General features: G+C 38.1%; 11 protein-coding genes. 8 read left to right on the top strand and 3 right to left on the bottom strand.

The window, feature by feature from the left end:
- Window positions 1–2 precede the first annotated feature (2 nt).
- The 6 genes from kdpA to ACN1CD_RS08880 all read left to right on the top strand — a co-directional run bounded on the left by kdpA (window position 3) and on the right by ACN1CD_RS08880 (window position 9,053).
- Entirely contained in the window at window positions 3–1,721 is a 1,719-nt protein-coding gene (gene kdpA / locus ACN1CD_RS08905; RefSeq protein ID WP_419130036.1) for a potassium-transporting ATPase subunit KdpA, read from the top strand.
- A 252-nt stretch (window positions 1,722–1,973) separates the two neighbouring features.
- Window positions 1,974–4,001 carry a potassium-transporting ATPase subunit KdpB gene (gene kdpB / locus ACN1CD_RS08900; RefSeq protein WP_419130035.1) on the top strand — a complete coding sequence of 676 codons (2,028 nt, stop codon included), beginning with the start codon at window positions 1,974–1,976 and terminating at the stop codon, window positions 3,999–4,001.
- 115 nt (window positions 4,002–4,116) lie between these two features.
- Window positions 4,117–4,677, top strand: coding sequence for a K(+)-transporting ATPase subunit C (locus ACN1CD_RS08895; RefSeq protein ID WP_419130034.1), 561 nt, complete (start codon window positions 4,117–4,119; stop codon window positions 4,675–4,677).
- Between the two features lie 172 nt (window positions 4,678–4,849).
- Window positions 4,850–5,920 carry a porin gene (locus ACN1CD_RS08890; RefSeq protein WP_419130033.1) on the top strand — a complete coding sequence of 357 codons (1,071 nt, stop codon included), beginning with the start codon at window positions 4,850–4,852 and terminating at the stop codon, window positions 5,918–5,920.
- Between the two features lie 139 nt (window positions 5,921–6,059).
- Entirely contained in the window at window positions 6,060–7,178 is a 1,119-nt protein-coding gene (locus tag ACN1CD_RS08885; protein ID WP_419130032.1) for a sensor protein KdpD, read from the top strand.
- A 120-nt stretch (window positions 7,179–7,298) separates the two neighbouring features.
- The gene (locus tag ACN1CD_RS08880) at window positions 7,299–9,053 is read left to right on the top strand and encodes an ATP-binding protein (protein WP_419130031.1); all 1,755 of its coding nucleotides are present in this window, start codon (window positions 7,299–7,301) and stop codon (window positions 9,051–9,053) included.
- A gap of 212 nt (window positions 9,054–9,265) precedes the next feature.
- Here the strand turns inward: ACN1CD_RS08880 and ACN1CD_RS08875 are convergent, their stop codons facing one another.
- The 3 genes from ACN1CD_RS08875 to ACN1CD_RS08865 all read right to left on the bottom strand — a co-directional run bounded on the left by ACN1CD_RS08875 (window position 9,266) and on the right by ACN1CD_RS08865 (window position 12,887).
- A complete protein-coding gene (locus ACN1CD_RS08875; protein WP_419130030.1) occupies window positions 9,266–9,742 on the bottom strand; it encodes an acyl-CoA thioesterase in 477 nt (158 codons plus the stop codon).
- A 330-nt stretch (window positions 9,743–10,072) separates the two neighbouring features.
- Complete coding sequence (locus tag ACN1CD_RS08870) at window positions 10,073–12,163, bottom strand: glycoside hydrolase family 97 protein (RefSeq protein WP_419130029.1); 2,091 nt, start codon at window positions 12,161–12,163, stop codon at window positions 10,073–10,075.
- Between the two features lie 343 nt (window positions 12,164–12,506).
- Window positions 12,507–12,887 carry an OsmC family protein gene (locus ACN1CD_RS08865; RefSeq protein WP_419130028.1) on the bottom strand — a complete coding sequence of 127 codons (381 nt, stop codon included), beginning with the start codon at window positions 12,885–12,887 and terminating at the stop codon, window positions 12,507–12,509.
- Between the two features lie 117 nt (window positions 12,888–13,004).
- Here ACN1CD_RS08865 and ACN1CD_RS08860 point away from each other — a divergent pair, with 117 nt between their 5' ends.
- Both ACN1CD_RS08860 and ACN1CD_RS08855 read left to right on the top strand, forming a co-directional pair.
- Window positions 13,005–13,370, top strand: a complete 366-nt coding sequence (locus ACN1CD_RS08860) for a YtxH domain-containing protein (RefSeq protein ID WP_419130027.1) — start codon at window positions 13,005–13,007, stop codon at window positions 13,368–13,370.
- Window positions 13,371–13,425: 55 nt separating this feature from the next.
- Window positions 13,426–14,166, top strand: coding sequence for a YdcF family protein (locus ACN1CD_RS08855; RefSeq protein WP_419130026.1), 741 nt, complete (start codon window positions 13,426–13,428; stop codon window positions 14,164–14,166).
- The last annotated feature ends 54 nt before the right edge of the window (window positions 14,167–14,220 follow it).

Here is a 14,220-nt window from a genome sequence, read left to right as displayed (position 1 = left end):
AAATGAACACTGAATTAACCGGCATTATTGCCACATTCCTGCTCACCTTAATCATCGCCATTCCTTTAGGAAAATACCTGGCAAAGGTTTTTGCGGGAGAAAAAGTCTGGACAGATTTTTTAAAACCACTCGAAAACGTTATTTACAAACTTTCAGGTATCAATGTTAAAGAGCAAATGAACTGGAAACAACAATTAAAAGCCTTGCTTACCATTAACATGCTTTGGTTGGTTTATGGCTTTTTTGTTCTCATTTTTCAAGATAAACTGCCTTTCAATCCTGATGGAAATCCAGGTATGACACCTGATTTGGCTTTCAACACCATTATAAGTTTTGTAGCCAACTGTAACCTTCAGCATTATTCTGGCGAAAGTGGCGTAAGCTACCTCACCCAGCAATTTGTATTGATGTTTCTTCAATTTGTAAGTGCTGCAACGGGTATTGCCGCAGCAGTGGTATTGTTTAAAGCTTTTAGAGATAAAACAGCAACACAACTAGGCAACTTCTGGGAGTTTTTTGTAAAAGCCATTACGCGTTTACTTTTGCCTTTATCTGTAGTAATTGCTTTGATTTTAACGTTTAATGGTACACCTGCAAGTTACGAAGGCAAAGATCAATTCATTTCTATGCAGGGCGATACCGTAAATGTTTCTCGCGGACCAGCTGCACAGATGATCGCCATAAAACATTTGGGAACGAATGGAGGTGGGTATTTTGGTGCAAATTCTGCCCACCCATTCGAAAACCCAAGCTATTTCACCAATATGGTTGAAATGATTGCACAAACCATCATCCCAATAGCAATGATCATCGCTTTTGGATACTTCATCAGCAAGAAAAAATTAGCCTGGACCATCTTTGGTGTAATGACAATCGGATTATTTATGCTGATGATTCCAACTATTTCCTCAGAATTAGGTGGGAATCCAGCTTTGGCAAAAATGGGAATTTCGCAAGCCACAGGCGCAATGGAGGGGAAAGAAGTAAGATTCGGTCCTGCTGCTACAGCCTACTGGAGCACCTTAACTACCGTAATTTCTACCGGCTCGGTGAATGGAATGCATGATAGTACCATGCCGCTAACTGGCTTATGGCAATTGCTCGCAATGATGATTAATGCCATTTACGGTGGCTGCGGAGTGGGTTTGTTAAACTATTTTATCTACCTGATTATCGCTGTATTTATTTCAGGTTTGATGGTGGGCAGAACCCCCGAATTTCTAGGTCACAAAGTAGAGGCAAGAGAAATCAAAATTGCCGCCATCATTACTTTACTAAGTCCGTTTTTAATCCTAGCCGGAACGGCGATTGCCACTTATGTTTTCACCAATCATGGAGATGCAGCATGGGCCGTTCAGCCGAAAGCCTGGTTAAACAATCCTGGATTTCACGGCTTTTCAGAAATGCTTTACGAGGTCACTTCCTCAAATGCAAATAATGGGTCTGGCTTTGAAGGCTTGGGCGACAATAATGTGTTCTGGAATGTCTTGACAGGAGTAATTATTTTCCTTGGTCGCTTCTTACCGATTATTGGTCCGGTAGCGATTGCAGGTTTGTTAGCCAGTAAAAAGTTTATTCCTGAATCGGCCGGCACCTTGAAAACTGATACTAAAACATTCGCACTGATGACTTTTGCCGTGATTTTAGTATTAACTGCTTTGTCTTACTTCCCGGCTTTGGCCTTAGGTCCTTTGGCGGAATACTTTACGCAATTGAGGTAAAATGTGAGATGGATAAGGGAAAAGCAAAATGCCAAAACATCATCCATCTTACATCTTACATAAAAAATAAATAGGGAAAATGGATGAGGGATGAGGGATGAGGGAAAAGCAAAATGCCTAAACATCACCCATCTTACATCTTACATAAAAAATAAATAGGGGAAATGGATGAGGGATGAGGGAAAAGGAAAATGCCAAAACATCACCCATCTTACATTAAACATCTTACACAAGTATCTTACATAAAATAAAATGAAACCCAATAATAAATTGTTCGAACCTGCTTTAGTGCAAACGGCATTGAAACAATCTTTCATCAAATTAGACCCTCGGGTAATGGTTCGCAACCCGGTCATGTTCACTGTTGAAATTGGAACCCTCGTAATGGCTTATGTTACCATTTACTCTTTCAGCCACAGCGGACAAGGCTCTACGCTCTATAATTTCTTCATCTTTTTAGTGCTTTTGCTCACCGTTTTATTTGCCAATTTTGCTGAGGCTATTGCAGAAGCAAGAGGTAAAGCGCAGGCAGATAGCTTACGTAAAACAAGAGAAGAAACGCCTGCAAAGGTTCTTTTAGATAATGGTACAATTGAAATCCGTTCCTCCAACCAGTTAAAAAAAGGTGATGTTTTTGTTTGCGAAACCGGCGATACCATCCCAACAGACGGAGAAATTATTGAAGGAATTGCAACGATCGATGAATCTGCCATTACTGGTGAATCTGCACCTGTTATCCGGGAATCTGGTGGTGATAAATCTTCAGTTACCGGTGGTACAAAAGTATTGTCTGATGAAATCAAAGTTCAGGTGAGTACAGCTCCAGGTGAAAGTTTTCTGGATAAAATGATTGCCTTGGTTGAAGGTGCATCACGTCAGAAAACACCAAATGAAATCGCCTTAACCATCCTTTTGGCAAGTTTTACACTGGTATTTATCATTGTTTGTATAACCCTGAAACCTTTCGCAGATTACGCCAACACCCCCATTACCATAGCTGCCTTAATTTCATTGTTTGTTTGTTTAATCCCGACCACTATCGGTGGCTTATTATCCGCCATCGGTATTGCCGGAATGGACAGGGCTTTAAGGGCAAATGTAATTACCAAATCGGGTAAAGCAGTAGAAACAGCTGGCGATATTGATGTTTTGCTTCTGGATAAAACAGGAACCATCACCATCGGGAACCGTAAAGCAACCAACTTCTACCCTACTGCAGGCGTGATGATTAAAAATTTCACAGATGCCTGTGTATTAAGTTCTTTGGCAGATGAAACCCCCGAGGGGAAATCAATCATCGAATTGGCAACAGAGCAAGGTTTTAAAACAACAGGAACACCACAAGGTTCCACTTTTATCAAATTCACCGCCGAAACCCGTTCTAGTGGATTGGATACAATTGATGGAAGACGAATCAGAAAAGGTGCTTTCGATTCCATCAGAAACATTGTAGAAAAAGCCGGAAATATCTTTCCATCAGATATTCAAGACCATGTTAAAGCCATTGCCACTAACGGTGGAACGCCTTTAGTGGTTTCAGAAAATGAGAAAGCTTTAGGCGTGATCGAACTGCAGGACATTATCAAACCAGGCATCAGCGAGCGTTTTGAACGCTTGAGAAAAATGGGGGTTAAAACGGTAATGGTAACTGGTGATAATCCTTTAACTGCTAAATACATCGCTGAAAAAGCCGGTGTAGATGATTTTATCGCCGAGGCAAAGCCTGAAGATAAAATGAATTACATTAAAGATGAACAGGCTTTAGGCAAACTTGTAGCCATGATGGGCGATGGTACAAATGATGCACCAGCACTTGCACAGGCTGATGTTGGCGTGGCCATGAACAGTGGAACTCAAGCCGCAAAAGAAGCCGGTAACATGGTGGATTTAGATAATGACCCGACCAAGTTAATTGAGATTGTGGAAATTGGTAAACAGTTATTAATTACCAGAGGAACACTCACCACTTTTTCGATCGCGAATGATGTGGCCAAGTATTTTGCCATTGTGCCTGCGCTGTTTATCGCCTCAATTCCCGCACTGCAGCACTTAAATATTATGGGATTGCATACGCCAGAAAGTGCGATTATGTCGGCAGTAATTTTCAATGCCATTATTATTCCGATCTTAATTCCACTGGCGTTGAAAGGAGTGGCTTATAAACCCATTGGGGCTACAGCTTTACTACGAAGAAACCTGTTTATTTATGGAATCGGAGGAGTTATCGCTCCGTTTATCGGCATCAAATTAATTGATTTAGTCATCGGACTATTTGTATAAATAACTTGTTGGGTTGAGCTTGCAAAAACACCTCATTAATTTTCTTCAACAGGCTCAGAATGACAAACACAAATCCAGGTAATCATTTAAAAATCTGTGTAATCACTAAAAAATCATGAAAAAATACATCATACAATCGATACGCTTAACCTTAGTTTTAATCGTATTATTATGCATCATCTACCCCATCAGCATTGCGCTTGCAGGCAAACTTTCTAAAGGAAACGGTGGTGGAGAAAAGATCACTAAAAATGGTAAAACCATTGGCTATGCTTTGCTTGGTCAATCATTTACCAAGCCAGAATATTTCTCTGGCAGACCATCTGCTGTTGGCTATAATGCTGCCGGTTCTGCGGGTTCAAATAAAGGCCCCTCAAATCCAGATTATCTAAAAGATGTTCAGTCTAGAATTGATACACTCTTGAAATACAACCCTGAATTAAAAAAATCAGATATACCAGCGGATATGGTAACCGCATCAGGAAGTGGCTTAGATCCTAATATTTCAGAGCAAGGGGCAGCTATTCAAATTGCAAGAGTAGCCAAAGCACGTAAAATCAGCGAGCAAAAGGTAAAAGAATTGGTGGCTCTTAATACCATCAAACCTTTAATGGGTTTATTCGGCCCATCATCAGTAAATGTATTAAAGCTAAATCTGGCACTGGATAATTTATAACTTGATAAGTCGTCATTGCGAGGTACGAAGCAATCTTAATGCGCTATAACCTGTTTTTTAGGATTGCTTCTTCCTTATAATGACTACCGTCTAAAAAAACTTTAAAATCACTTAACATCGGTGTAATCATATTATCAGTATAATCACCGCGAAGGAAAATCACCTTATCAAAATGAAAAAACTAATCATACTTATCACCACATTAACGGCAGGTCTTACTGCTTTCGCACAAGACGAACCCAAAGTAAAATTCTCCGGTTATTTAGAAACTTACTACGGCTACGATTTTAACAAACCTGCAGACCATAATCGCCCAGGCTTCGTTTATTCGCATAACCGTACGAATGAAGTTAACCTAAATTTAGGGTTCATCAAGGCGGCTTATGACAGTGGCTCAATCCGTGCTAATCTTGCAGTAATGGCCGGAACTTACACGAATGCTAATTTAGCAGCCGAACCAGGTGTTTTAAAAAACATTTTCGAAGCCAATGCAGGAGTGAAATTATCAAAATCAGAAAACCTATGGATTGATGCTGGTATTTTTGCTTCACACATTGGTTTTGAAGGAGCAGTTTCAAAAGATTGCTGGGTACTCACCCGAAATATAGCATCAGAAAACACACCATACTATGAATCTGGTGCTAAAATTACTTATGGCACAAAAGATGGCAAACTGACTGCTACACTGCTCTATCTTAATGGCTGGCAAAGAATAACCCGGGTAGATGGTAATAATAAACCAGCCGGAGGATTGCAATTGACCTGGAAACCGACAGATAAAATCACGGTAAATTACAGTAATTATTTAGGCACAGAAGGTGCTGATTCTGTTCGTGTAAATCGTTTTTACCATAATGTTTATGGCATCTTCCAACTTACTGATCAATTTGGATTAACAATGGGTTTTGATTATGGAACGCAGCAAAAAGTTAAAGGAAGTAGCGATAAAAATAAGGTATTCTCACCTGTTGCCATCGCACAATACAAATTCGCACCGAAATGGGCTGTTGCTGGCAGATTTGAATATTATGAAGATAAAAATGGTATTTTTATTTCAAGCGGAACACCCAACGGATTTAAAACTAAAGGCTATTCTTTAAACATAGATTATTCACCAATCCCGAATGCAGTTGTTCGCTTAGAAGGAAAAACTTACGATAGCAAGGATAAAATTTTTAATCGTGAAGGAAACTTCGTTAATGCAAACACTACCTTAACAGCAAGTATAGCGGTAGCTTTTTAAATAATGGAAGAGGGAAAAGGGATCAAGAAGCCAAATCCCTTTTCCATTTTACCTCCTACCCATTTTACATATAAGGGAAGATGGATGAAGGGCAAATTCCATCATCCATTTTACCTTCTACCCATTTTACATTAACAGCATGAAAGACGATTCGGTTAAAAAGTTTCTCGAGCTGATTCAAAAATCAAGAAGAGGTAAGCTCAAAATTTATATTGGGATGAGCGCTGGTGTGGGCAAAACCTACCGGATGTTGCAAGAATCTCATGCTTTGCTGCGCAATGGAATTGATATTTGTATTGGTTATGTAGAAACGCATAAGAGAGCAGAAACTGTGGCTTTGGTTGCTGGATTGCCCATAATCCCCAGGAAAAACATTTTTTACAGGGGAAAGGAAATTGATGAAATGGATTTGCAAGGCATTCTGAATCGTCATCCAGAGATTGTTGTGGTAGATGAATTGGCGCATACCAATGCCGAAGGCAGTAAAAATGCAAAACGCTGGCAAGATGTTTTCGATTTATTAGAAGCGGGAATCAGCGTGATATCTGCGGTAAACATTCAGCATTTAGAAAGCATTAATGAGGAAATAGCACACATTACAGGCGTTAATGTTACTGAACGAATTCCAGATAAAATTTTAGAACTGGCGGATGAAATTGTAAACATCGATTTAACTGCCGATGAACTGGTAACACGTTTGAAGGAAGGGAAAATTTATGATCAGTCGAAAATAGAAAGCGCCTTAAAAAACTTCTTCCAGGCAGATAAGATTTTGCAACTTAGGGAACTGGCGTTGAAAGAGGTTGTACATCAGGTAGAACGGAAAATTCAAACAGAAATACCAAAATCGATCAAATTACGTCCTGAACGGTTTTTGGCCTGCATCTCCTCAAATGCTGAAACCGCAGGTGTGGTGATTCGGAAAACAGCCAGACTAGCCTCCTACTATCGGTCACCATGGATTGTTTTATATGTGCAAAGCGATGCCGAGAGCTTTGATAAAATTAAACTGGATAAACAGCGATATTTAATTAACCATTTTAAACTGGCTACCGAACTGGGGGCCGAAGTAATTAAAATTAAAAGCAATCAAATTACACAAAGCATTATCAATATGGCAACAGAAAAAGAAATCACCACCATTTGTATCGGAAAGCCTCACCTGAATATTTTTCAAGTGATAATGCGAACGGCAATTTTTAATCAACTGTTGCGTAATTTAGCGGCTGAAGAAATTGATTTGGTTATTCTTTCTTAAAAATATAACCGTAAAGAAAATAAAGACAAAACGCAAAGCGCACAAAGTTTAAGGTAATTGGCTTTGCGTTCTTTGCGAAAAACTCTGCGAACTTTGCGGTTAACAAAACAAACATCACCCATGAAAATAAAAACCAAGCTCCGCCTCGGATTCGGGTTTCTCTTTATAATCGTTCTGTCCTTTGGATTGATCGCCTTATTCTTCCTGAATGAACTTTCAGATAAATCAAAAATCATCCTGAAAGACAACTATAAGTCGCTTAATTATGTAAGCGCCATGCGAAAGGTCATTGATGAAAACACTTTTCCTTTACCAACAAACGCGGCGCAAATTTTTGAGCAAAACCTAAAAAGCGAAGGAGCAAACCTCACAGAAAATGGCGAAAAAGTGGCTTTTCAAAAATTGGAAAACACCTACAAAATCCTAAACTCATCCGCTACCAACGCAAGAGAAAACGGCATCAAAAATCTTCGTTCTGCACTTCAAAACATCGAAGCAGTGAATATGAAAGCCATTTACGATAAAAATGAAATGGCAAATGCGGAATCTGCAAGAGCCAATTTATACATTTCAATCGCCGCAGTGCTAAGCTTTTTGATCCTCTTTACATTTATTGTCAACTTTCCTGGTTTTGTTGCCAACCCACTTGCTGAATTTAGTTCTGCCATTAAACAAATCAGCAGAAAAAATTATAAGCAAAGATTACACTTCAAAAATCACGATGAATTTACCGAGCTTGCTGATGCTTTCAACGGCATGGTTGTGAAATTAAATGAATGGGAAAATAGTAACCTTTCCAAAATAAAATCTGAAAAATCGCGTATTGAAGCCATCATTGCACAAATGCAGGATGCGATTATCGGCTTAAATGAAAAAGGTGAAATCTTATTTCTAAACCATTTGGCAGCGCAATTAATGAATTTAGATGAAGAAAAAATCATCGGTCAGAATGCGACTGAATTGATGAAAAAGAATGAACTTCTAAAACGAATAATTAAACCAGAAACGGCAGACAAAACCCTGAAAATTTATGCTGATGAAAAAGAATCATATTTTTTACTGGAGCACAGGGAGATTATAATACCTAATTATGAAGATCAGGATGAAAAAACTTTGAAATCATCAATAAGATCTGCCGGGAGCGTTTATGTATTGAAGAACATTACTCAGTTTAAAGAATTAGATGAAGCAAAAACCAACTTCATTGCAACTGTTTCTCATGAACTAAAAACACCGCTTTCATCCATCAAAATGAGTTTAAAACTCTTGAATGATGAACGGGTTGGATCTATGAATGAAGAGCAAGTTCAACTGTTGACGCACATTAAAGAAGATAGCGATAGGCTACTAAAAATAACCAGTGAACTTTTAGATTTATCTCAGGTAGAAACAGGAAACCTGAAGCTTACTTTCGCCATAACCAGACCAGAAGACATTGTGCAATATGCGGTAGACGCTGTGAAGTTCCAGGCAGAACAAAAATCTATTAAGCTGGAAATCAACTGCGATAAAAACCTGGCCCAGGTTAATGCTGATATTCAGAAAACAGCCTGGGTTTTAGTCAATTTTTTATCGAATGCTTTACGCTACAGCTCCGAAAAATCTAAAGTGGTAATTGATGTCTTTCAAAAAGACAAATTCATTCAATTTTCAGTTCAGGATTATGGAAAAGGGATTGATGAGAAATACCAGAAGCGCTTATTTGAACGATATTTCCAGGTACCAACAGATGGACAAAATAAATCCGGATCGGGCTTAGGACTTGCCATCTCCAAAGATTTTATTGAAGCAGAAGATGGAAAAATCTGGGTGGTAAGTGCCATTGGCGAAGGCAGTAAATTTTGTTTTTCTCTACCTGTGGTCGCTTCGGTTTAACTACATAGCTGGTTTTAATGAACTTTATATAAACGCTCGTCATTGCGAGAAACGGTTTTTCTCCGTTTCGTGGCAACCTCATTGCGGCTAAAATCACACCAAACAGGAGATTGCCACGAACATTACCGATGAAGGATCGGAGAATGTTCTCGCAAGGACGACAGGTTAGACCTGTCTGGATGACAATATATTTTGATTAAGCTTTGAAAAAGTTAAGCAATATAAGGCTCCATTTCCTTATCAATGCTTTTTCTCAGCTCCATCAGCTTAATCGCATAACCATGCATGGCATTTTCTTTTTCCGTTTTGGGTTTAAATGAGGGAATTACTTTAGGTTGTCCTTCCTCATCAACGGCTACGAAAACAATTATACAATGGGTATTTTTCACAAAATCTGATTTCCCTACTGGTTTAGAATAAGCATCTACCGCGATGTGCATGCTCGTTTTACCAGTGTAAATGATTCGGGCTTCCATTTTAACCAGGTGACCAATATGAACCGGGCGAAAAAACCGGATACCGCCTACGTAAACCGTTACACAGTAAGAATCGCTCCATTGTAAAGCGCAGGCAAAAGCCGCCTGATCAATCCATTTCATCATCATCCCTCCGTGTACCTTGCCACCATAATTTACGTCAGACGGTTCACTTAAAAATTGAAGTTCGATGTGATTTTTTGTTTTTGCCATGTTTGGTCGGTTTATTTTTATCCGCAGATAAAAAGGATCTATGCAGATTATTTTATGGATAGCAATATGCGAAAATTATAGTTTTTGTGGTAATCTTTTTTGAGTTGACTAAAAAAGTCGTAGCGAGACGCTACGACCAGATATAAGACGCTACGACTAGATATAGATTAAAAAAATTATATCTGCGAAATCAGTGTAATCTGCGGGAACTTTTTTTTTACAGCTATAATCTTCAACAAAAAAGTCGTAGCGATACGCTACGACTAGATTTAAATAAACTATGCATTCTTTGCCAAAAACTTAGCGTTCTTTTCGGTTAAATCAGAAGATCTATTTAGCCATAATGCTAATCGCATATCCACCACCAGGTGCGCAATACTGTGTTAACTTCGTTTTATTAGTCACTTCCATTTTGCGAATGGTATAGGCTTTTGGATTCTTTTCATAATGCGCATCTTTCGCATCAGCATAAATGGTTGCGGTATATTTTTTACCAGCATCTAAAAAGCTGAAATCAATCTTTGAGGTACGGGCTTCTTCATCATTTGTACGACCAACAAACCAATTATTTTTACCTTTTGCTTTACGTGCGAAGGTAATGTAATCTCCAGGCTCAGCTTCTAAAACTTTGGTATCATCCCAATCAACGGCTACATCCTTAATAAACTGGAAGGCATCCATATATTTATTATACGTTTCGGGTAAATCTGCCGCCATCTGCAACGGACTATACATGGTCACATAAAGTGCAAGCTGACGCGCAAGTGTAGTATGAACAAAAGAATTATTTTCTGGATTATAAGCACTTACTTTGGTTTCGAAAATACCTGGCGTGTAATCCATTGGTCCGCCGATTAAGCGGGTAAACGGTAAAATTGTAGTATGATCGGCATTGTTACCACCGAAAGCTTCATATTCTGTTCCACGGGCAGATTCGTTTCCAATCAGATTTGGATAAGTACGGGCTAAACCAGTTGGGCGAACAGCCTCATGTGCATTTACCATAATTTTATATTCAGCAGCTTTTTGAACCGCATATAAATAATGATTATTTAACCACTGACCATAATGATGTTCTCCACGAGGAATCATATTTCCTACATAACCACTTTTTACAGCATCATAACCATTGGCTTTCATAAATTTATAAGCAGTATCAATATGGCGCTCATAGTTACGAACAGACGAAGAAGTTTCATGATGCATCATCATTTTAATGCCTTTGCTTGCCGCATAGCGATGTAATTCCTGAACATCAAAATCCGGATATGGAGTTACGAAGTCAAAAACATAGTCTTTTGTTTTTCCAAACCAATCTTCCCAACCTTCATTCCAGCCCTCTACTAAAACCGCGTCTAATCCGTTTTTAGCCGCAAAGTCGATATATTCTTTAACATGCGCCGTATTTGCAGCATGTTTACCATTCGGTTTAGTTTTCGAGTAATCAGTTACACCCAATTGTACACTGGTTAAATTGTTGTAAGCCCAGGTGCTTTTACCAGTGATCATTTCCCACCAAACGCCAACATATTTAGTTGGTTTTATCCAGGATACATCTTTGAATTTTGTAGGCTCATTAAGGTTATATGTCAATTTAGAAGTTAAAATATCACCAGCTTTGTCACTCACAATAATGGTTCTCCATGGTGACAAGCAGGGTGCCTGCATATAGCCCTTGTCGCCTACAGCATCAGGCGTTAACCACGATTCTAAAACCATATTTTTATCATCAAGATTTAATGACATTAATGAATAGTTTATTAAAGCGGCTTCATGAATGTTGATGTATAAACCATCTTTACTCTTCATCATTAAAGGTGTTTGTAAACCTGTTGGAGAGAAAGTAGTTTGCGAAGCATTTGGCGTAACCGCAGCTTTCATTTTCCCACGAACTTCAGATAAATTTGATGTTGTGGTGCTATATTCCTGTGTATCGTAATCGCCAGGTAACCAAAAGGCTTTATGATCGCCAGCCAGTGCGAATTGTGTTTTTTCTTCTTTAATTACGAAGTAATCAAGATTTTTCTGCTCAGGAAATTCGTACCTGAAGCCAAGGCCATCATCAAATAACCGCAAGCGAACAATGATGTATCTATTTGTTTCTTTCTGCGTTAAGGTAACTGCTAACTCATTATAGTGATTGTTAATTTCCTTTACTTCGCCCCAAACTGGGTTCCATGTTTCGTTGAAAGTACTGGTTTTGGTATCAGTAATGGTAAATCCATTCATCAACGATTTACCTTCCTTTAATTCCAAACCAAGCTTACTGGTTTTAATAACATCTTTCCCTTTATATTTTAAGCTATAGGTTGCTATTCCCCCATCAGCTAATGAAAAATTAGCGGTTAGATTTTGATCTGGCGATTTTAATTCTTGTGCAAATGCTGTTCCTGCAAGCAGGCAAAAACAAATTAGAGCCAAGAATCTGCAACGGTTAAGGGATTTATTGTTTTGATTTTTACTCACTATATATGATTTATTTTATAATTCTGTTATTACTTATCACGCTAAGCCGATTAGCCATCAATTCCCTGAATTAAGTTCAGGATGACGACAAATTTAGAGCATTTTGCCAGGTAAAGGCAACTACTTTCTCACATAGCCCTTATTTATAATCTTCGGCCATGGCCTCTTCCATTGGAAAAACATGGGCACAACTGATACATTTAATCTCGGTAGCCATAATATAATTTCACATCAGAAAAAACTGAAGTCACAAAGATATTAAAGCTTTTCAGGTTTATGTAACCGATTTTTGCACCTTTTAAAGCACCTTGGATCTCACCTCATGACCAACAGTCAAAATTTTGCTCACCGGACATTTAGATGCAATATCTTCCAGTCTGATTTTTTGTTCATCAGTTAATTGACCAGTGCAGGTGATTTCCTCAAAAAACACCGTTTCCCCATTCTCTGTATCGATATTTACCTCGACTTCTATTTTTTCTACGGGCCATTCTTTTCGATCGGCATACATCCTTAAGGTGATGGCTACACAAGATGCTAATGAGGCCATTAGTAAGCCTTTTGGTGCAAAGCCCTTATTGGTTCCTCCTAAATCAAATGGTTCGTCTACTACAATATCGTGTGAGCCATTGGTTACCGAACAAGCGTAATGTTCTTTGTTTATCGTTGCTTTTACCATTTTTTTGTTTCTGTTTTTGGATAATAAACTTAACCAATATTATGCTTTATCTCTATCTGATTTAGATTTTCTGAAACATTCTTTAATAGCAATTGTTCATTTTAAAAACGCATAGCTATGAAATACAGAAAGTTAATCGGAAAATATTTAGAACATAAATCTAACAACAATGCTCAAATTGCATTGGCATTAGTAGCAGGTTTGGCAGCAGGTGCTATTGTAAGTGTTTTATTTGCGCCAGATAGTGGCGCAGGAACGAGAGGAAAAATCGCTGGTGGTGCAAAAAATCTTCGTTATGGTTTCCAGGATAAATACAATTTATTGAAAGAAAAAGTATTTGGTGTTGAAGCAATAGAGGAAGATATTGTAGAGCATGAAGTTCCGCATTTTAATCATAAAGTACAAAAGAAACCAAAATCTGATTTAAAAGAAATCTTAGAAAAGGCGCATGAAAATACGCAGCCTCAGGAAGATGAAGGTTAAACCTATAATTAGATTGAAATTTAAATCTTAATTTTAGGGAATAATTAATCCATTAATGATTTTTATTCTTTCTAAAATCCTTATTTTTTTCCTTAGGCCTATCGTTTGGGTCTTAATAGTATTTATAATTGCTTTCTTCTTCAAAAAAAGAAGAAAGCATTTTTTGTTAACAGGGATTTTACTTTTTATATTCTTTTCCAATAGTTTTATTGTAGGAAAAGTTACGAATATGTATGAAGCCAGTTACCCTAAAGCACAGCATTATGATGTGGGAATTGTGTTGGGTGGTTATTCATCTTACAACAAACGAACAAATCAAATTGCTTTTGGCTCAAGTAGCGACAGGCTTTTCCAAGCGATAAGGCTCTTCAAAGAAGGTGCTATTAAAAAGATTTTATTAAGCAGTGGAAGTGCAAATCTTATCGATACAACCATAAAGGAAGCTGATTTGACACTTGGTTTTTTAAGACAGATAGGCATTCCGGATTCGGCCATACTTGTTGAACGCCTCAGCCGAAATACAATAGAAAATGCAAAGAATAGTCTTGCCCTGATCCAAAAAGAAGAACCAAACGCTAAAATATTAGTCATTACCAGTGCCTGGCACATTCCAAGGTCCAGGTTAATCTTCGATAAAATTTCAAAAAGCAAGCTCGATTATTATCCAACAAATTTCGTAGGAAAGACTGAATATGAGCTCTACGACTTTATTCTTCCAGAGGCCGGTGCTTTTTTGAACTGGGACATGCTTTTAAAAGAGTGGGTTGGTTATATGGTAGATTATATTAGGAGCTAAACTTCTTAATTAATAAATAAGCTACCACAGCGTCCATCATCATCGAAAACATTT

The organism is Pedobacter sp. N23S346 (assembly GCF_048515415.1).
In the GTDB taxonomy this organism is placed as follows: Bacteria; Bacteroidota; Bacteroidia; order Sphingobacteriales; family Sphingobacteriaceae; genus Pedobacter.
Note: the sequence above shows the minus strand (reverse complement) of the source record. Positions and strands in the feature narration are given on the sequence as shown.

Excerpts from the sequence above, each read along its gene's own strand:
- kdpA (WP_419130036.1), top strand. The coding sequence starts at position 3 with ATGAACACTGAATTAACCGGCATTATTGCCACATTCCTGCTCACCTTA.
- kdpB (WP_419130035.1), top strand. The coding sequence starts at position 1,974 with ATGAAACCCAATAATAAATTGTTCGAACCTGCTTTAGTGCAAACGGCA.
- ACN1CD_RS08895 (WP_419130034.1), top strand. The coding sequence starts at position 4,117 with ATGAAAAAATACATCATACAATCGATACGCTTAACCTTAGTTTTAATC.
- ACN1CD_RS08890 (WP_419130033.1), top strand. The coding sequence starts at position 4,850 with ATGAAAAAACTAATCATACTTATCACCACATTAACGGCAGGTCTTACT.
- ACN1CD_RS08885 (WP_419130032.1), top strand. The coding sequence starts at position 6,060 with ATGAAAGACGATTCGGTTAAAAAGTTTCTCGAGCTGATTCAAAAATCA.
- ACN1CD_RS08880 (WP_419130031.1), top strand. The coding sequence starts at position 7,299 with ATGAAAATAAAAACCAAGCTCCGCCTCGGATTCGGGTTTCTCTTTATA.
- ACN1CD_RS08875 (WP_419130030.1), bottom strand. The coding sequence starts at position 9,742 with ATGGCAAAAACAAAAAATCACATCGAACTTCAATTTTTAAGTGAACCG.
- ACN1CD_RS08865 (WP_419130028.1), bottom strand. The coding sequence starts at position 12,887 with ATGGTAAAAGCAACGATAAACAAAGAACATTACGCTTGTTCGGTAACC.
- ACN1CD_RS08860 (WP_419130027.1), top strand. The coding sequence starts at position 13,005 with ATGAAATACAGAAAGTTAATCGGAAAATATTTAGAACATAAATCTAAC.
- ACN1CD_RS08855 (WP_419130026.1), top strand. The coding sequence starts at position 13,426 with ATGATTTTTATTCTTTCTAAAATCCTTATTTTTTTCCTTAGGCCTATC.